Genomic DNA, 18,833 nt, shown 5'->3' with positions numbered 1-18,833 from the left:
TTGAGGGCGCCGACCGGCGACATCAGATCATGACAAAGCCGCGAACAAAGCAGGCTGGCGAGATCGACCGCGTTCATCGCCGCCTAGTGCGTCAGAGTTTAACATTGCGCAAGGATTGAACCCGCACCTTTCCGACCCATATCGGCCGGGCATGGGGGCCATCATACGATCGACATCCGGCTGCAGCCGGCACACGCCGGCTGGCGTCTGGACCGCGCGCTCGCGGCTGCTGTCCCGACCATGTCGCGCGAGCGGCTGAAGGCGCTGGTTCGCAGCGGCGCGCTAAGTGGTGGCGCGATCCGCGATCCGGCAAGCAAGGTGCGCGGCGACGAGGTCTTCTCGCTGACCGTGCCCGAGCCCGAGCCGGCGCATAATGAGGCTCAGGACATCCCGCTGCGGGTGACTTTCGAGGACGAGCATCTGCTCGTCGTCGACAAGCCCGCGGGCCTCGTTGTCCATCCGGCTGCGGGCAATCGCGACGGGACCCTGGTCAATGCATTGCTCCACCATTGCGGAGGGAGCCTGTCGGGAATCGGCGGGGTCGCGCGGCCCGGAATCGTCCATCGCATCGACAAGGACACATCAGGGCTGCTCGTTGTCGCCAAGACCGACGTTGCGCATGAAGGTCTCGCGCGGCAATTCGCGGCGCATTCGATCGACCGCCGCTATCTGGCGATCGTCAACGGCGTGCCCAGGGCAAAGGACGGCACGATCGATGCCCCGCTCGCGCGCTCTTCGGCCGACCGCAAGAAGATCGCGATCGTCGCCGATGGGCGGGGCAAGCGCGCAGTCACGCACTGGACCCGCCTTTCGTTGCTCAGGAACGCCGCGTTGGTCGAATGCCGTCTGGAAACCGGGCGGACGCATCAGGTACGCGTGCACATGGCTTCGATCGGCCATCCTTTGCTGGGCGACCCTGTTTATGGCCGCGCCGGAAAAGACCACCGCAAGATATTGAATGATCTGCAATTTTCTCGCCAGGCGCTGCATGCTGCGGAGCTTGGATTCATTCATCCGGTGACGAAGCGTAAACTGTCGTTTTCGTCCCCTATGCCAAGCGACATGCAGGAACTGTTCAAGGCGCTTGGTGTATAAGTGTTAACAAGCTAAGGGCGCGGCCCCGGTTCTGCCGGCCCGCCCGCCAAGGGAGGAAGACGAAGACAATATGGCACAGGGCAAGAATATCGTCTCGCTCCCCGCGTCCGGTGGGGAGGCCGGACTCAACCGCTATCTCTCCGAGATCAAGAAATTCCCGATCCTCTCGCCCGAGGAAGAATATATGCTCGCCAAGCGCTGGCGCGAGCATGGGGACACCGACGCGGCCGCCAAGCTGGTCAATTCGCACCTGCGGCTCGTGGCAAAGATCGCCATGGGCTACCGCGGCTACGGCTTGCCGGTCAGCGAGCTGATCAGTGAAGGCAATATCGGGCTGATGCAGGGCGTGAAGAAGTTCGAGCCCGACCGCGGCTTTCGCCTCGCGACCTATGCGATGTGGTGGATCCGCGCGTCGATCCAGGAATTCATCCTGCGCAGCTGGAGCCTGGTGAAGATGGGCACCACAGCCGCGCAGAAAAAGTTGTTCTTCAACCTGCGGCGGATGAAGAACCAGATCGACGCGTTCGAGGAAGGCGACCTCAAGCCCGAAGCGGTGACCAAGATCGCCACCGACCTTGGCGTGACCGAGGACGAGGTCATTTCGATGAACCGCCGCATGGGCATGGGCGGCGACACCAGCCTCAATGCCCCGCTGAAGGGCGACGAGGGCGGCGAAGCGCAGTGGCAGGATTTCCTGGTCGACCACGGCCCGCTGCAAGACGAGCTGATCGCGGAAGACGAAGAAGCGAAGGTCCGCCATGATCTGCTGATGAATGCCCTCGAGAATCTGAACGACCGCGAGCGGCATATCTTGATGGAACGGCGCCTGGCCGACGAGCCGAAGACGCTTGAAGAGCTGAGCCAGGTCTATGGCGTGAGCCGCGAACGCATCCGCCAGATCGAAGTACGCGCGTTCGAAAAGCTGCAGGCGGGCCTGCTGCGGCTCGCGGGCGAGCGCAGGCTACTGCCGGCGGCGTAAGGGATTGCGCGGGCAATCCTCCGGCGTAAGTTCAGCGCTCGGAGGACGGATGCGGATCATCCTTGGCGTCTTCGCAGCGGCGTTGCTGGCGGGTTGCGCGACCCCTGCTCCGCCGCGCGCGGCCGTCACTCCGCTCGACCATCTGCCGGCGCTCCGGGGTGACTATTTTCCGTTCCGCTCGCGCGAGGCCGGTCACGATTACCACATCTATGTCCGCTTGCCGCAGGACTATGCCGCGCACCCGGCCCGGCGCTATCCGATCGTCTATCTGCTCGACGGTGACTCGCTGTTCCCGGTCGTCGGTGGCAACCACATCTTCCTGACGATCGACGACAAGATGCCCGAGGTGATCGTGGTCGGCATCGCCTACGGGTCGTTCGACAAGCCGATCAATCGACGGCACATCGACTTCATGCCTTTAGGACCGGACGTGAAGCCGGGGGAATCGCGGATCGCCGACTTCCACAATTTCCTCGAGCGCGAGCTGATCCCGCAGGTCGAGGGCCGCTACCGCGCTGATCCGGCGAAACGCATCCTGTTCGGCCAGTCGCGCGCCGGCGCCCTGATCCTCTATTCGGCGTTCAAACAGCCCGACCTGTTCTGGGCGCGCATTGCCAGCAATCCGTCCTGGACCCCGGGCGAGGACATCTTCTTCGGTGCGGCGCCGGCGGCAACCCGCCCCGACCTCCAGCTGCTCGTCGCGGTCGGGACAGAGGAATATCCGGATCGGCGCATCAAGGCCGGCGAATGGTTCAGCCACTGGAATGCGCGGCGGACGCCGTGGAAGCTGACGCGAATCGACATCCCCGGCGGGACGCACTCGGCCGATGCCGCGAACGCCTATCGCGCAGCGATGCGCCAGCTCTTCCTCACGAACTAGGCGTCTGACCCTACGCGCGACGCCCCCGTAACGAACCCTCTTGCCAAGCGCGCCAAACAGGCGGACGGTGAAATCCTCACATCGGCGCCCGAGCGCCTTTCGCCTGCGACTCGCGCGCCCGGAAACGGACGGAGGGAGAGTCGCATGGCTGGAGAATCCACCAAAGGTAACCGAGTGATCGCGCTGGTGGGACCCGCCGGCGCGGGAAAGACCAGCCTGGCCGAGGCGATGCTCTTCGCCGCCGGCACCACCGACCGCCTGGGATCGACCGCCAACGGCTCCAGCATCGGCGATTCGAGCCCCGAAAGCCGCCAGCGCGGCGGATCGACCGAGCTCAACCTCTACAATTTCAAATATCTCGGCGATGACTTCGCCATTCTCGATTGCCCCGGCTCGGTCGGTTTCGCCGCCGATGGCGCGCGCGCGTTGGCAATGGCCGATGTAGCGATCGTTGTGGTCGATCCCGACCCGGCGCGCGCGCCCCTCGCCGCCCCGGCCCTGCGCGCGCTCGACGAGCTTGGCATTCCGCACATCGTCTTCGTCAACCGCATCGACCAGGCGCATGGCCGCATCCGCGACCTTCTCTCCGCACTTCAGCCGATGAGCGTTTCGCCCTTGATCGCGCGGCAAATCCCGATCCGGGATGGCGAGAAGGTCAACGGCTTCGTCGACCTCGCACTCGAGCGTGCATTCAAATATCGCGCCGGCCAGGAATCGGAGCGGATCGAAATCCCCGCCGAGCTGCAGGACCGCGAGGTCGAGGCGCGCACTCACATGCTGGAACAGCTCGCCGACCATGACGACGAATTGCTCGAACAATTGCTGATGGACGAAACGCCGAGCCAGGAGCGCATCCTGCACGACCTCGCACGCGAAACCGGCGAGAGCCTTGGCGTGCCGGTGCTGTTCGGCTCGGCCGTAAGCTCGTGGGGCGTGCGCCGCTTGCTCAAGGCACTTCGCCACGAAGCGCCCACCGCGCAGGCCGCCGCCGCGCGCCTCGGCGTGAGCGATCCGGCAATGTATGTCTTCAAGGTGGTCCACGGCGCAATCGGCCGGCTGGCGATGGCGCGCGTGCTGGGTGGCCGCATCACCGAAGGATCCGACGCCAAGGCCGACGACGGCAGCTATGCGCGCATCGGATCCTTGTTCAAGGTCCAGGGCGAAAAGACGCAAAAGACGAATGAAGGCCGTGCCGGGGACGTTGTCGCCGTGGCCAAGATCGACAATGTCAAAGTCGGCCAGTGGCTTGGCACCGGCGCTCTGCCGCCGGCGGTCGACGTCGAGTTTCCGGCGCGCAATTGCGCAGTCGCGATTGAGCCCGCCGATCGCAAGGATGACGTCAAGATGTCCGGCGCGCTTCAGCGCCTTGCCGAAGAGGATTCGGGGCTAATCGTCGAACATGACGATGCCGCGCACGAAATGCGCCTGCGCGGGGTCAATGACGAACATCTCAATACCGTCCTGGCCCGCCTCAAGCGCCGCTACGGGGTCGAGGTGAAGAGCCATCCACCGGCAATTGGTTATCGCGAATCGATCCGCAAGCCGGTGCGCCAGCACGGCCGCCACAAGAAGCAGTCGGGCGGCCACGGCCAGTTCGGCGACGTGATCATCGAGATCCGCCCGCTCGGCCGCGGCGAAGGCTTCCAGTTCGAGGAGAAAATTCACGGCGGATCGGTGCCCAAGCAATGGATCCCGGCGGTCGAGGAAGGCGTGCGCGAAGCGATGCGCAAGGGCCCGCTCGGCTTCGAAGTCGTCGATTGCGCGGTGACTTTGGTCGACGGCAGCTATCATAGCGTCGACAGCAGCGAACTCGCCTTCCGCCTCGCGGGCCGGCTGGCGATGCAGGAAGCCCTCGGCGCCGCGCAGCCGCATTTGCTCGAACCGATGCACAAGCTGATCGTCGTCTCGCCATCGAGTGCGACGAGCCGGATTACCTCGGCCATCGCCGGACGCCGCGGCCAGATGCTCGGCCTCGGCCCGCGCGACGGCTGGGCCGGATGGGACCGGATCGAGGCAATGATCCCAGAGGCAGAGCTTGCCGGGCTGGAAGCGGAACTGCGCTCTCAGAGCCAGGGGCTGGCGACCTACGAGGCCGAGTTCGACCACCTTGCCGAGCTCAACGGCCCGTTGGCGGAGAAGGTGACGCAGAGGGTTGCCGAGCCGGCTTAGATCGGCAGCGATCGGATCCGTTCGTCCTGAGCGGAGTGCCGCAGGCACGTAGTCCGGCTCGGGCGCCGATGCTGCGCCCTTCGACTTCGCTCAGGACGAACGAATGTTGGCGGACGGCCGATCTGGCCCTAACCAACCTGTCGTGAAGCATTGGTTCAAAGACCAGCACCTGCGCTCGCTGCTCAAGAACAGCAGCTATCTTGGCATTTCCAAGGCGGTCGCGGCGGTCGCCTCGATCGCCACGCTGGCGATGACCGGGCGCGGGCTTGGGCTGATGCTGTTCGGCACGTTGGTGCTCATCACGAGCTACGCCAAGGCCGTCAGCGGGCTCAGCAAATTCGAGTCCTGGCAGTTGATCGTGCGCTACGGTGGCCTTGCGCTCAACGAGGGGCGCTCGGACGACTTCAAGACCTCGACCGGCTTCGCCTTCGCGCTCGACGTGATCAGCGGCATCGGCGGGATGCTCGTCGCGGTCCTGCTCCTGCCGCTGATCGGCGGCTGGTTCGGGATCGAGCAACAGCATTTGTGGCTGGCGATGCTCTATTGCACGCTGCTGCCCCTCATGGCCGGGGCGACGCCGACGGGCGTGCTCCGCTCGCTCGACCGGTTCGACCTCATCAGCTGGCAGACGACCGCGGCGCCGATTGCCCGCGCGATCCTCACCACCGGCGCCTTCCTGACCAAGGCGCCGTTCGCGACCTATGTGATCATCTGGTACGTGACCGAGCTGTTCGGGCTCCTGTTCCTGTGGTTCCTCGGCTGGCGCGAATTGCGCCGACGCGGCCTGCTCGAGGGCATTCGCCCGACACTCAAGCCGACCGCGCTTCCCGGCGCGTGGCGCTTCGCGATCAACGTCAATCTGACCGCGAGCGTGATGGCCGCGTGGAGCCCGATCGCGCGCCTGGTCGTCGGCGGCCTGCTCGGGCCCGCGGGCGCCGCCCTCTTTCGCGTCGGATCGGCGCTGGCCGACAGCGCGCAGCGCCCGGCCGACCAGCTCGCAAAAGCCTTTTACCCCGAAATCATGCGCATGGATTTGACCACCAAGCGTCCGTGGAAACTGATGCTGCGCAGCACCGCGCTCGCCGGCGCGGTCGCCATCATCGCGATCCTCATACTGCTCGTCGGGGGCAAGACTCTCGTCCGTTTGCTGTTCGGCGAGGAGTTCGTCGGCGCCTATTCGGTGCTGATGGTGTTGCTGCTGGTGCCGCTAATGGGCGTGTTCAGTTTCCCGCTCGCGCCGATGCTCTACGCGCTCGACCGCGCCGATGCGCCGCTGAAGGCGCGACTGATCGGCACCGGGACCTTCTTCCTGATCGTCGCGCCGTTCGCTTGGCAGCTCGGCGTGATCGGCGCCGCGGTCGCGTTCGTCATCGGCTATGCCGTGACGGTGATCACGCTGATGTTGCAGCTGCGCTCGGAATATCGGCGGGTGCGCAAGCCGGCGACCGTCGCCGCGGACACCGGGAAACTCCGGCAGAGCGAGGCGCCGAACCTCGACTAGCGCGAGGCGCGTTCGGCCAGCAGATCGCGATACAATTCCTCGACGCGCGCGGCGCGATAAGCGTCGGTGCACAACTGCAGCACCAGCTCGCGGCCCGCCGCGCCCATGTCCGCCGCCGCCTCGCCGTCGCTCAGAAGCTGCGTAATCGCAGCGGCGAGCGCCGCGGGGTCGCGCGGCGGGACGAGACGCCCGGTTTCGCCATCGCGCACGAGTTCGCCATTGCCCGCGACGTCGGTCGACACCACCGGCCGCGCCATCGCCAGCGCTTCGCGGACCGAGCCCGTCAGCCCCTCCCCTCGGGTTGAGGCGCATACCGCGACGTCCATTGCGGCCAACGCCGCGGGCATGTCGGTGACGAAGCCGGGGAAGCGGACGTTCTGCGCAATGCCAAGGTCGCGCGCCTGTCTCTGCCAGCGCTCCGACGGTCCGTCACCGGCAAGGACGAAGACGGCGTCGGGAATGTGCGTGAGCACCTGTGCGGCGGCCTTGAGGAAGTCGCTCTGCCCTTTCTTCCGGCTCTTGAACGAAGCGGCCATGCCGATCAGCGGCACACCCTCGGCCACCCCCCAGTCGGACCGCAGGCTTGCGCCCGATGTCGCCGGATCGAACCGCCCGACATCGAAACTGCCGTAGATCGTGCGCAGCCGCGCCTCGGGGATGCCGTCGCGGATCAACTGCGCCTTCACCGCATCGGCGACGGGGATCATGCGGTCGACCCAGAAGCGATGGATCGCCCAGGCCGGCGGCTCGCGCAGCAGCGAATATTCGGTGCCGCGATTGGCGACCCAGCCGAAGCGGCGTCGATTCCGCGTCGCGCCGGCGAGGAAATAGAGCGCGCCATTCTTGTGCGTGTGGACGATGTCGGGGCCGATTTCGTCGAGCTCGCGACGGAAGCGGCGCATCGCAGCAAGGCTCTTGAGCGGCCGGCGCAGGACGGTCACTCCGGCTCGCTCCATCCGTGCCCATTCGGGCGATACTTTGCCCGAGGCGCGCGCCGCACTGTCGAACACGCAGGTCACTTCGTGCCCGCGCTCGGCCAGCGTCGCGGCGAGCCGCGCGCACTGGATCGCCCCGCCGCGCTCGATCTCGGCATGGCTGTCGATCATGACGATGTTCACGGCGCGACCCACGGCTCGGCCAGGATCGACGCCCAGCGCGCATCGAGCTGCCCCCACAGCGCGGCATCGTCGGAAAAGATCAGCACCTCCTGGTTCAGCCATCGCGAGGTGCGGGTCAGGTTGTAGCTTCCGAACGCGCTCCAGCGCCGCGCTCCATCCTCGGCGAGGATGAATTTGGCGTGCATCGGCAGCTCTTCCGGATGGTGGTAGCGCAAGCTGTGCACGCTCCCCCTGCGAAGTTGCGCGATCAGCCGGTCGGGCGTTCGCCGCCGCGTGTGGTGGGTCAGCACTTCGACTCGCGCGCCCTTTGCGGCGAGCCGCTTGAGTTGCCGCGCGACGCCCGCATCGCGCAGATGCGACGCGGCAATGCGCAGGTGCGCTCCCCGGCCCAGCGCCGCGATCCGGCGGTCGAGCGGACTGGCAATCCCGCGCGGAAAGGAGAAGGCGTTTGGCCCGTCGAGATGCGTTCCGTCGCGCACATGGGTCAGCAGCGCCTGCACCTGCGCGGGCTCGTCGATCTCGACCAGTAGATTATGACCCCGATCCTGGTCGCCGATGTCAGCGATGATCGCCACATCTTCGGGATCGTTGCCCGACGGGTTGAACGATCCGACCAGCACGTGCGGGCGGTCGCCGCCGAAGGCGTAGAGCTTGGTGTGAAGATGCGAGGCGCCGAACAGCCGCGTTTCAACCTTCAGCCCCTCGCCGATCCCCGCACGCAGCCGGGCGATCACCGCGTCGTTGGCGCCGCGATGGCGTGGCTTGCCTTCCAGGCGCACCAGGACGCGAACGCCGCGCCGCTTCGCCGCGACCAGCGCATCGGCGAGCGCCTCGTCGCGGAAATAATAGGTCATCCAGTCGATGGTCCCCCCAGCAGGCACGCCCTCGACGCGCGCCTGGAGCAGGTCGCGGAGTGCGCGCGCCGGCAAGTCCGGGCCGCCGAAATACGCCTTCATCCGATCGAATCCACGATTGCGACCGGCGTCCAGTCACTAAGCCCATGTTCGGCGGCGAGTGCGGCAATGTCGTCTTCGGCATGGATCCCGCCGCGGACGAAGACGGTGTCGAACCCCATCGCGTGCGCACCCGCCATGTCGGTCTGGATGCTGTCACCGATCGCCAGCACCTCGCCGGGCGCGGGCTCGCCGCCTTGCGCCAGCGCATATTGGTAGATCGCCGGATAGGGCTTGCCGTACCAGCGCACCGTCCCGCCGATCGCCTCATAGGCATCGGCAAGCGCCCCGGCGCAGGGGTAAAGCGCGCCGCCATAAACCACTACCCGGTCGGGGTTGAGGCAATGCAACGTCGCGCCGCGCCGCTCCATCGCGCGGAGATCGTCCCCATAATCCTCCACCCGCTCCTGCTTGTCGGCAAAGCCGGTGCACACGACGTGATCGGCGACCCCGCTCTCGTCGACCGCGATCCCGCGCGCTTCGAGAATCTCCCGATCCATACCCGTGCCGACAAAGCCAACCGGACGGCCAAGCTTCTCGAGTGCGGTAATCCCCGCCTCCCCGCTCGACGCAACCGCGTCCCACGCGCGGTCCGCCATGCCGACGCGCTCCAGATAGGACTCGACCGCGTCGGCGGGGCGCGGGGCGTTGGTCACCAGGATCACGCAGCGCCCCTGCGCCTGCCATTGCCGCAACCGTTCCGCGGCGCCCGGATAGAGCCGCCGACCGTCATGAATCACGCCCCACACATCGCACAGGATCAGGCGATAGCGCTCGGGCAGCGCGTCGAGAAAGCTCACCCCGTCTGCGCCGCCGTTTCCGCCGGCTGGACCGCCTCGCGCTCCGGCTCGCGCGCTGAAATCACCTGCGCCGCGACGAGGTCGCCGACGACGTTGAGCGTAGTGCGGCACATGTCGAGGAAGCGGTCGACCCCGAGCACGATGGCGATCGCCTGCGGATCGATCCCGACCATGGCGAGGATCAGTGCGACCACCGGCAGCGAGCCCGCGGGCACGCCCGCCGTGCCGATCCCGCCAAGGATGCACACCAGCATCACCATCAATTGCTGGCCGAGCGACAATTCGACGCCGAAGAATTGGGCGAGGAACAGCACCGTCACACCTTCGAACATCGCGGTGCCGTTCTGGTTGGCGGTGGCGCCGATGGTCAGGACGAAGCGCGCGATGCGGCGCGGGATGCCGAGATTGTTTTCGGCCACGCGCAGCGCGGTCGGCAGCGTCGCGTTCGACGATGCGGTCGAAAAGGCCATCAGGCTGGCCTCCTGCGTCTGGCGGAAGAATTGCAGCGGGTTCTTCTTGCCCAGGGTCGCAAGCAGCGTGGGGAAGACGATGAACATCTGGATCGCGAGCGCCAGCAGGACGACCCCGACGTAGGCCGACAAGCGGATCAGCAGGTCCCAGCCGAACAAGGCGGCAAGGTTGAACATGAAGCAGGCAACCGCGATCGGCGCGAGCTTGATGACCAGCAGAATGAGCCGCATCGACACGTCGAACAGCCCTTCGAAGCCGCGCTGCAGCGCGCGCGAATTGGGCGTGTTGGTCAGCATCAGCCCGATGCCGAAGAAGAGAGCGAAGAACATCACCGACAGGATGGCGCTGTTGCTGCCCATCACTTCGACGAGGTTGTTGGGGATGATGTTGACGAAGGCATCGACGCCCGACGGCTGCTCCGCGCCCGCCTTGACGATCTCTCCGGCGCGGCCGGCGGACTCCTCGAGCATCTGGGATGCGGCGGCGCGGTCGACGCCGGCGCCCGGCTGGAAGATGTTGACCGCCGCCAGGCTGACCGCGACCGCAATCGAGGACACGATCACGGTATAGGCAAGCGTGCGCAGGCCGACGCGCTTGAGCGAGCGGACTTCGCCCATCTCCGAGATGCCGACGACCAGCGCCGAGAAGAGCAAGGGGATGACGAGCATGAAGATCAGGCGCAGGAAGATCTGGCCGATCGGCGTGGTGATGTAGGTGGTAACGAATTCGACCCACGCGGCGTCGCGCTGCACGCTATAGGCAATGAGGCCGAGAGTCAGGCCGACCAGGAAGCCGATCAGCATCTGCCACTGCAGTTCCAGCCCGCGCTTCTTCACCGTTTCCGCCATGCTTACTCCCCTGTTCTCGGGCTCTGGCATCGCGGCATGGCCACGAAAGTCAAGCGCGCGGCACGCTGAGCGCGGCCAGTTCCTTGACCAGCTTGGCAGCGACCGTGGCGGTCATGCCGTGGATGTCGCGCTGCGGATGATATTCGACCACGTCGGCGCCGATGATCGGCACGCGCACCCGATGCAGCACCGACAGGATGTCGCGCACGGACAGCCCGCCCGGCTCGTGATGCGCGACCCCCGGCGCGAAAGCCGGGTCGAGCGCGTCGAGGTCGATGCTGATGTACAGCGGCGCGTGCGGGACCGGCACTCGATCGGGCGCGAAGTCGCGCATCTCCACAACCTCGACGCCATACACCGCGACCTGCGCGCGGCAGTGGGCGTTGAGCGTGCGGATTCCGACCTGGACCAGACGCTGCGCATCGCCCCGCTCCATGATCCGCGCGAAGGGCGACGCATGGCTCAGCGGATCGCCCTCGAAGTCGGCGTAAAGATCGGGATGGGCGTCGAAGTGGAGGATGTTGACCGGGCCGTGCACGGCGACCAGTCCGGCCACGATGGGGTTGGTCACCATATGGTCGCCGCCGATGAAAATGGGCACGACCTCGTCGCGCGCAGCCTGCGTGGCGGCATCGCGGATGCGATCGAAGTCGGCCGCGCCTTCGTCGAGGGCGAGCTCACCCGCATCCTCGACCGTAACGTCGGCATCAAGCTCGACCCCGCTTTCGGCGGCCATGTTGGCGTGGTCGGAACGGAGCGCGGCGCGGATCAGCGGCGGCCCCGCCGCGCTGCCGCGCAGGAACGAGCTGTGGCTGTCGGTCGGCAGGCCGATCAGGCGGATCGTCGGGCGGGCGGCGCTCATGCGGCCTGCGCCGTCCAGATCCAGGCCGCGCCCGCAAACACGACCCGATAATCGCCAAGGCGTGCGCGCAGCGCGTCGCGCAAGCGCGCGACTGCCGCCGCGCGGGCGTCTCCATTCAGCTCGGCGATGATGCGCGATGCGGGGCCGATGGTGGTGAGGAAGGTAACGGCCTGCTCGACCGCATCCTCCCCGGCCCCCGCGACATAGTCGAAATCCAGCGCGGTTGCTTCCGCGGCCGCCCACCCGGCTTGCGCCAACATGTCGCCGACCTCTTCCGCGTCGGCAAAGGCGAACGCGCCCGGCCCGGATTCGGGCGGCGTGGCTGGGGCGCCTGCGGCGGCCGCTTCCAGCAGCGACGCCCAGGGATTGGCGTCCCATGCCCGGAAGCAGGAGAGGACGAGATGCGCGCCCGGCGCCGCTGCTCCGCGCAACCCTCGAAAAGCCCGGGCCGGGTCGCCGAAGAACATCACGCCGTGGCGGGAAAAGATCAGGTCGAATGGCGCATGCGCGGCCACGACCGCTTCCGCGTCGCCAACCAGGAATTCCGCATTGGCGATATCCTCCGCGCGCGCCCGGGCGATGGCGATAAGCGGCGCGGACACGTCGCAACCGATGACGTGCGCGTCGCCGCGCCGCTCGGCCAGTGCGAGCGCGGTCGTGCCGGGGCCGCAGCCGACATCGAAGGCGCGAAAGGCACCGGGCGGCGCGGCCGCGGCGATCGCCGCGTCGAGCGCGGCGCCGACGGGCGCAAGCGCGCGGTCGGTGGACCGCCAGTGCTGCGCCCATGCGTCGCCGCTGGCGCCGGACCAATCGGGCGGCTTCATCCATTCCTCCTTGCATGTCCCGCGCCCCTGCGCCAGCAGCGGCCGTCCATGACCTTTCCGACAACCCAGCAACCGGGGGCAAAACGCCCGCCGGGACGGCGCGAGATGACTGCGATGCTCGCCGGGCTGATGGCGCTGAACGCCTTTGCCATCGATGCGATGATCCCAGCGCTGCCCGATATTGGCCGCTCGCTCGGCGTAGCGGATGAGAATCGGCGGCAGCTGGTGGTGATCGCCTACATGATCGGCTTCGGGTCGACCCAGCTTATCTGGGGTCCGCTGGCCGACCGCTTCGGGCGCAGGCCGGTGCTGGCCGCGGGGGTCGCGCTCTACACCATCTTCGCCTTGCTGTGCGGGATCGCGGGCAGCTTCGCGTTGCTCATTGCAAGCCGCGTTGCGATGGGCGCGTCGGCGGCGGTGACCCGGGTGCTGGTCGTGGCCATGGTCCGCGACCTGTTCGAATCCGAAGAGATGGCGCGGGTCATGAGCCTGGTGTTCATGGTGTTCATGGTCGTGCCCGTCCTGGCGCCGAGCATCGGGCAGGCGATCCTGCTGTTCGCCCCGTGGCGCGCGATCTTCATCGTGCTTGCGGGCTATGGGCTGATCATGCTGGCCTGGGCGTGGCTGCGCATGCCCGAGACGTTGCACCCCGAATTCCGCCGCTCGCTCAAGATTGGCGAGATGGCGGGGGCGGCGTGGGAGACGCTGCGCGAGCCGCAGTCGCGCGGTTATACGCTGGCGCTAACGGTGACCTTCGCCAGCCTGGTTGCCTACATCTCCTCTATTCAGCAGATCGTGTTCGATGCCTTCGGCCGGCCGGAACTGATCGGGCTGGTGTTCGGCGGGATCGCGGCGCCGATGGCGCTCGCATCCTGGACCAACAGCCGGATCGTCGGGCGCTTCGGCCTTCGCCGCGTCGGCCATGGCGCCGCAGCGGCGTTTGTCGTGGTCACCGCCATCCACGCCGCGATTGCATTGTCGGGGCATGAGACGCTGACCAGCTTCATCATCCTCCAGGCGCTAGCGATGTGCTGCTTCGCGCTGACCTCGTCCAACCTCGGCACGCTGGCGATGGAGCATATGGCGCCGATCGCGGGCACCGCGGCGTCGGTCCAGGGCGTGGTCGGGACGATCGGCGCGGCGATCATCGGTTTCGTCATCGGCCAGGCGTTCGACGGCACCGCGACCCCGTTCATCGTCGGCACCGCGCTGTGCGCCGCGCTGACGTTCGTCCTCATCCTCTTCACCGAGCCACGAGCCTTGTTCGCGCCCATTCGCATCGACACCGGCAAACGGATCGAGGATCCGCCCTGCCTTCCCGACGATCTCGGCTGAAGAGCAGCTTGGTTAAGGGGCTAAGCTGAAGGGGGGCCGGACGCGCCGTAAGTCGCGAGCGCGCCCGGCCGGGGAGACCTTAGGCGTCCGTGTCGTCCGGTCCGCCGACCATCAGCGCCTCGCCGACTTCTTCCTTGTTGCCGCGGATGGCGTTTTCGATGCGCCGCGCGATGTCGGGATTTTCGGTCAGATAGATTTTTGCATTCTCGCGGCCCTGGCCGATTCGGATCGAATCATAGCTGAACCAGGCGCCCGATTTCTCGACGACGCCGGCCTTGACGCCAAGGTCGAGGATTTCGCCCACCTTGGAGATGCCCTGGCCGTACATGATGTCGAATTCGACCTGCTTGAACGGCGGCGCGACCTTGTTCTTGACGACCTTCACGCGGGTCGTGTTGCCGACAATATCGTCGCGATCCTTGATCTGACCGGTGCGGCGAATGTCGAGGCGCACGCTGGCGTAGAATTTGAGCGCATTGCCGCCGGTCGTGGTTTCGGGATTGCCGTACATCACGCCAATCTTCATCCGCACCTGGTTGATGAAGATGACGGTGCAGCGCGAACGGCTGATCGAACCGGTGAGCTTGCGCAGCGCCTGGCTCATCAGGCGCGCCTGGAGGCCGGGCAACTGGTCGCCCATCTCGCCCTCGATCTCGGCGCGGGGCACGAGCGCGGCGACCGAATCGATCACCAGCACGTCGACCGCGTTCGAACGGACGAGCGTATCGACGATCTCGAGCGCCTGCTCGCCCGTATCGGGCTGCGACACGATCAGCTCGTCGATGTTGACGCCCAGCTTACGCGCATAAATCGGGTCGAGCGCATGTTCGGCATCGACGAAGGCCGCGGTGCCCCCGACCTTTTGCGCTTCGGCAATGCAGTGGAGCGCGAGTGTCGTCTTGCCCGAGCTTTCCGGCCCGTAGATTTCAACCACCCGGCCGCGCGGCAGGCCGCCGACGCCAAGCGCGATGTCCAGCCCGAGGCTGCCGGTCGACACCGTCTCGATCTCGATCTGCTCGCGGCTGCCCAGCTTCATGGCCGAACCCTTGCCGAACGCGCGATCAATCTGGGCGAGCGCCGCTTCGAGCGCCTTCTGCCGGTCCATGCCTGAATTTTCCAATGTGCTGCCGATGACTTTCAACTGCGCTGCCATGACCTCAATCTCCCGTCAATCGGCGGCCGAGCACCGCCCGTGATTATGCGGTCGTATCTGATTTGTTCGTGCAGAACAATAGCAGAACATAAGTGAGTCTCGCTGCCATTGGCTTTTCGCGCCGGCCTGTTAGTTTCACGACCGGGCCGCATGGTCCGCGTAGGGGGCGCACCGATGGCGACGAAGACCGCAAGCCGCGCCAAGGCGCGCACCACCCCGCTGCGCGATGAACTCCCGAGCACGTCCGATCCAGTCGAAATCGCGATGGCCGTCGCGTCTTCGGGCAAGCCGCTTCCCGACGCCGCGCGCAGCGTCCTCGAGAAACATGCCAAGCTGATCGATCGTCAGGCCGAGCTTGCCCATGCCCAGTGCGGCGAACTCAAGCTGCGCCGCGTCGGCGAAGGTGTGCGCGCGGCACTTTGGGCAATCCTCGCCATCGCTGCGCTGGCGATCGTCGGCGTTATTGCCGCGGTGGTCATCCGCGCCTCGCGCTCCGATGCCTTGGTGGTGCAGAGCTTCCGCGTCCCGCCCGCGCTCGCTGCGCGCGGTTTGACCGGCGAGGTCGTTGCGACCCAGGTGCTCGATAAGCTGGCCGAGATGCAGGAGGGAACCGAATCGGTCCGTGCAGCATCGACCTACGCCAACAATTGGGAGGACGAACTCAAGATCGACATTCCCAACACCGGCGCGACCACCGACCAGGTGTGGAAGGTGCTGCGCGGCTGGCTGGGCAAGGAGACGCGGATTTCGGGAGAGGTCATCGACCTGGGCGGCGGCCTCGCGCTCACGGCGCGCGTCGGCACCGCTTCGGGGCAGCGCTTCGTCAGCTCGCAAGGCGATCTTGATGCGCTGATCGCGCAGGGCGCCGAGCTGATCTTCAAGCGTACCCAGCCCTATCGCCACGCGGTGTATGTCGGTCGAGTCCCCGAGCGCGAAGCCGAGCGCTATGCCTTGCTGACCGCGCTGACCGCCGACCCGTCCGAGGTTGAACGCAAATGGGCGTTTAGCGGGTTGGCCTATGACCGCCGCGAAATGGGCTTCTTCGCCGATGCGGCGCGCGCGGCACACAATGCGCTGGCGATCGACCCTGAGATGACCCCGGCCCGCGGCAACCTCGCCATAGCGCTCCGCCTGATGGGGCGCGACCAGGAGGCATTCGATGCGTTCGAAGCGGAATTGAGCAGCAAGGCGACCAACCAATATGATCCGCGGATTGCCGCAGCCAACCGCTGCAGCAGCTTGACCAGCACCGGCGAGATCATGCGCAACGCTGCCCGCCTCGAAGAAGGCATCGCCTGCGTTGTCCGCGCCCCCGGCAGCTACAGCCAATATGTCGACGAACTTCGCGCATCGCTCGCGCTGCTGCGGCGCGACCCGGGGCCGGCGCTCGCCATCCGTGCTCTGCCGAAAAGCGGCGAGCAGCCAGAAGAAGGAGCGGCCGTGGCGGCGGAGTACAAGCTATCGGGCGAGATGCTGCGCGGCCCCTCGCCGGCGCTGACGCAAGCGCTGGCAACCCTTCAGTCCGCCACTGCGGCGCGTGAGGCGAAGCGCGCGTATCATCGTAATTCGGCGCCGGTATATGCTTGGCCGGTGCAGGTTGAGGCGCTGGTCATGCTCAAGCGCGCGGATGAAGCGGCGGCGCTCGCCGGCAGGATGCCGCGCGACTGTTACAATTGCGTCCGCGCGCGCGGGATGGCTGCGCGAGCGATGGGCGAGGCAGCGGCGGCGCAGCGCTGGTTTGCGGAAGCGGTGCGGCAGGGCCCGCGCCTGCCCGCCGCTTATGTCGATTGGGGCCGCCTGCTTAGTCAGCATCGCCGCTGGGCCAGCGCTGAGCAGCGCTTCGCGCGCGCCGCCGAGCTGTCGCCCAACTGGGCCGACCCGCTGAAATACTGGGGCGACGCACTTGCCGCGCAGGGCAAGCGTGACGCGGCGCAAGCCAAATACGACGCGGCGCTGAAGCTGGCGCCGAGGTGGGCGGAGCTGAACCGGGCACGCCGCATGGTCGTTCGGCGATAAGCATTCATCGGCCGCTAACGGCGCGGCAAGCATCCTGCCCAAGATGCTCAAACATATGACCATTTTCGCTCTGCTGATGCTTACCGCGGCGTGCGGGCGCAGCGAAGCGGCTGCGCCCGCGGGATCCTTGGCGCCGCGCGGCGCGACGATCGGCTCGGGCGGCCATGCGACGATCCTCGACGCCCCGCCCGCGCACTTCGCCCCGGCCGTCGCGGGCGAGCCGAAGCCGCCGACGGCCGCGCAGATTGCAGACCAGGAACAATTCCGCCGCGCGGGCGAATTCCAGAACAAGGTCGGCGGCGACGTGCGGGCGCTCGCGCGCAAGCTGCGGGTCGCGGAGAAAGGCAACTTCGTCGACCTCTATTTCGAGAATGACGGCGACCCCCACGTCGTGTTCCGCTTCCTCCGCGACGGCAAAAGGACGCTGGCCAAATATACCAAGCACCCGCGCTTCTTCGCGACCGAGGTGCGCTATTCGAGGGCCGAGCTCGAACGTGCGCTCGACTTCATGATGACCACCTTTCGCGACGACCGCGTGATCGCCGGCGGCGGCTACGGCAGCAAGTCCAACCGCGCCGATATCGAGATCAACGTGCCCGAAGCCGAATTCCGCGCGCTCGTCGCCAGGAAGGGCGTGACCATTCCCGACGCAGTCAAGCTGGAGTTCCGAGTCACGCAATCGGCGCGCGACCTCAACCGGCCCCTGCCCCCGTCGATCGCGCCGCTGGTGCGCATCTTCCCACGGTCGGACCGCCCGGTCGGCTTGGTCAATGCGATCAACAGCCAGGCCAAGGTGGTGCTTCGCGACGGCTGCTTCCGCGCACCCGACCAGGGCGATGCGCTGGTCCAGTTCCCGCTCGGCGAGCAATTGTTCGTCGACCGCGCGGGCTATCTCGCCTTCGGCACGGGCGAGACGCCCGGCTATGCCCGCGTCGGCGAGGAGGTGGTGTTCATGGGATCGATCGCCGAAGTCACCGCGCCCGAGCTGGTCGCGCCGATCCGCAAGGCGTGCGGCGCGGGCCGGGTCATCGCGATCAACGCCACGCGCAGCACCGCCGCCGACCGCGCGCAATATTCCGCCAGCAGCAACGCCCAGTCGATGCGCGAGCTGCGCGAATCGTATGGGCTGAACGAGCGCCAAGCGCGCAAGGTGCTCGCCAAATGCGCCGAGAATTTCGGCGGCGGGACATGCGTGCTCACCCCGCCCCCGCCCGTCCCATCGGCCGCGGCCTGCCCCGCGGGAACCAAGCTCAGCTTCGGCCTGTGCCGCACGCCGGAGGGGCATATCCGCCCGCTGCCGAAATGGATCGCGCGTCTGCTGTGAGGCTGGTCGCGGCCGGACGCCTCATTCCCGCGCATCGCTAAAGTCATCATTGTCATGGAGTGCGGCGCTTTTGGTGTGACGATAAGCGGGTCAAATGAACGCAATGCGCGGGATTCGCGCGGCTTTTCCTTTTTCGAGAAGCGCTTCTAGCTCCGCATTATAGGCGTTTTGGGCGTCCAGATCGGCCTGTTTACGCGCGGCAATGACGGTATCGAGCTCCTTGCGCTCCATCTTGGTGACGTGGCGGCGGAGCGCGCCCTGCACTACCCGGCACTTGGTAGCTGACCTGACAAAGTTCAATTGGGAGCTCGTTCGGATAGAGGTAAGCAGCCACCCGACGAGACACGAGCGTGAGGCGCCCTGGCGCCCTGCCTAACGAGATGTTTAGCTTAGCGACCTTCGGGGCGAATGGACTGGGTCACGCGAGCGGATCGCATGACCGCGTCGGCCGGGTTCGGCTCGCTTGAGGCGAGCCGCCCCGCCCGGTCGGGCGTGCGACGGCTCT

16 protein-coding genes are annotated in these 18,833 nt (G+C 66.8%); 8 read left to right on the top strand and 8 right to left on the bottom strand.

Annotation, left to right across the window (positions count from 1 at the left end; translation table 11 throughout):
• The first annotated feature begins 240 nt into the window (after positions 1-240).
• From H9L13_RS07135 to H9L13_RS07115, 5 genes are all read left to right on the top strand, one after another.
• Positions 241-1,095, top strand: coding sequence for an RluA family pseudouridine synthase (locus tag H9L13_RS07135; protein WP_187537091.1), 855 nt, complete (start codon positions 241-243; stop codon positions 1,093-1,095).
• 70 nt (positions 1,096-1,165) lie between these two features.
• Positions 1,166-2,074, top strand: coding sequence for an RNA polymerase sigma factor RpoH (gene rpoH / locus H9L13_RS07130; RefSeq protein ID WP_187537090.1), 909 nt, complete (start codon positions 1,166-1,168; stop codon positions 2,072-2,074).
• A gap of 49 nt (positions 2,075-2,123) precedes the next feature.
• Positions 2,124-2,954, top strand: coding sequence for an alpha/beta hydrolase (locus H9L13_RS07125; RefSeq protein WP_187537089.1), 831 nt, complete (start codon positions 2,124-2,126; stop codon positions 2,952-2,954).
• 144 nt (positions 2,955-3,098) lie between these two features.
• Entirely contained in the window at positions 3,099-5,123 is a 2,025-nt protein-coding gene (locus H9L13_RS07120; RefSeq protein WP_187537088.1) for an elongation factor G, read from the top strand.
• 142 nt (positions 5,124-5,265) lie between these two features.
• A complete protein-coding gene (locus tag H9L13_RS07115; protein ID WP_187537087.1) occupies positions 5,266-6,624 on the top strand; it encodes a lipopolysaccharide biosynthesis protein in 1,359 nt (452 codons plus the stop codon).
• Here the strand turns inward: H9L13_RS07115 and H9L13_RS07110 are convergent.
• From H9L13_RS07110 to H9L13_RS07085, 6 genes are read right to left on the bottom strand one after another with little or no spacing between them, the layout of a single operon-like run.
• Positions 6,621-7,742 carry a glycosyltransferase family 4 protein gene (locus H9L13_RS07110; RefSeq protein WP_187537086.1) on the bottom strand — a complete coding sequence of 374 codons (1,122 nt, stop codon included), beginning with the start codon at positions 7,740-7,742 and terminating at the stop codon, positions 6,621-6,623. The genes H9L13_RS07115 and H9L13_RS07110 overlap by 4 nt on opposite strands.
• Positions 7,739-8,698 carry a phospholipase D-like domain-containing protein gene (locus tag H9L13_RS07105; protein WP_187537085.1) on the bottom strand — a complete coding sequence of 320 codons (960 nt, stop codon included), beginning with the start codon at positions 8,696-8,698 and terminating at the stop codon, positions 7,739-7,741. The genes H9L13_RS07110 and H9L13_RS07105 overlap by 4 nt, the downstream gene beginning before the upstream one ends.
• Positions 8,695-9,495, bottom strand: coding sequence for a TIGR01459 family HAD-type hydrolase (locus H9L13_RS07100; protein WP_187537084.1), 801 nt, complete (start codon positions 9,493-9,495; stop codon positions 8,695-8,697). The genes H9L13_RS07105 and H9L13_RS07100 overlap by 4 nt, the downstream gene beginning before the upstream one ends.
• Complete coding sequence (locus tag H9L13_RS07095; protein WP_235090740.1) at positions 9,492-10,814, bottom strand: dicarboxylate/amino acid:cation symporter; 1,323 nt, start codon at positions 10,812-10,814, stop codon at positions 9,492-9,494. Before H9L13_RS07095 ends, H9L13_RS07100 begins: the two co-directional genes overlap by 4 nt.
• 49 nt (positions 10,815-10,863) lie before the next feature.
• Positions 10,864-11,676: an agmatinase family protein gene (locus H9L13_RS07090; RefSeq protein WP_187537083.1), complete on the bottom strand. Its 813-nt coding sequence runs from the start codon at positions 11,674-11,676 to the stop codon at positions 10,864-10,866.
• A complete protein-coding gene (locus H9L13_RS07085; protein WP_187537082.1) occupies positions 11,673-12,500 on the bottom strand; it encodes a class I SAM-dependent methyltransferase in 828 nt (275 codons plus the stop codon). Before H9L13_RS07085 ends, H9L13_RS07090 begins: the two co-directional genes overlap by 4 nt.
• Before the next feature lie 105 nt (positions 12,501-12,605).
• Between H9L13_RS07085 and H9L13_RS07080 the strand changes: the two genes are divergently transcribed.
• Positions 12,606-13,835 carry a multidrug effflux MFS transporter gene (locus H9L13_RS07080; protein ID WP_223176437.1) on the top strand — a complete coding sequence of 410 codons (1,230 nt, stop codon included), beginning with the start codon at positions 12,606-12,608 and terminating at the stop codon, positions 13,833-13,835.
• Positions 13,836-13,914: 79 nt separating this feature from the next.
• On the opposite strand, the gene recA is transcribed toward H9L13_RS07080, so the two are convergent.
• Positions 13,915-14,988, bottom strand: a complete 1,074-nt coding sequence (gene recA, locus H9L13_RS07075) for a recombinase RecA (protein ID WP_187537080.1) — start codon at positions 14,986-14,988, stop codon at positions 13,915-13,917.
• 174 nt (positions 14,989-15,162) lie between these two features.
• Here recA and H9L13_RS07070 point away from each other — a divergent pair, with 174 nt between their 5' ends.
• Together H9L13_RS07070 and H9L13_RS07065 are read left to right on the top strand one after the other, a co-directional pair.
• Positions 15,163-17,004 (top strand): tetratricopeptide repeat protein, encoded by a 1,842-nt coding sequence (locus H9L13_RS07070; RefSeq protein WP_187537079.1) that lies wholly within the window; start codon positions 15,163-15,165, stop codon positions 17,002-17,004.
• Positions 17,005-17,059: 55 nt separating this feature from the next.
• Complete coding sequence (locus tag H9L13_RS07065) at positions 17,060-18,328, top strand: hypothetical protein (RefSeq protein ID WP_187537078.1); 1,269 nt, start codon at positions 17,060-17,062, stop codon at positions 18,326-18,328.
• A 90-nt stretch (positions 18,329-18,418) separates the two neighbouring features.
• On the opposite strand, the gene H9L13_RS07060 is transcribed toward H9L13_RS07065, so the two are convergent.
• Positions 18,419-18,592 carry a hypothetical protein gene (locus tag H9L13_RS07060; protein WP_187537077.1) on the bottom strand — a complete coding sequence of 58 codons (174 nt, stop codon included), beginning with the start codon at positions 18,590-18,592 and terminating at the stop codon, positions 18,419-18,421.
• Positions 18,593-18,833 lie beyond the last annotated feature (241 nt).

It is taken from the genome of Sphingomonas lutea (genome assembly GCF_014396785.1).
GTDB classification, from domain to species: Bacteria; Pseudomonadota; Alphaproteobacteria; order Sphingomonadales; family Sphingomonadaceae; genus Sphingomicrobium; species Sphingomicrobium luteum.
The sequence above is the reverse complement of the archived record's forward strand: the minus strand, read 5'-3'. Positions and strand labels throughout refer to the sequence as shown.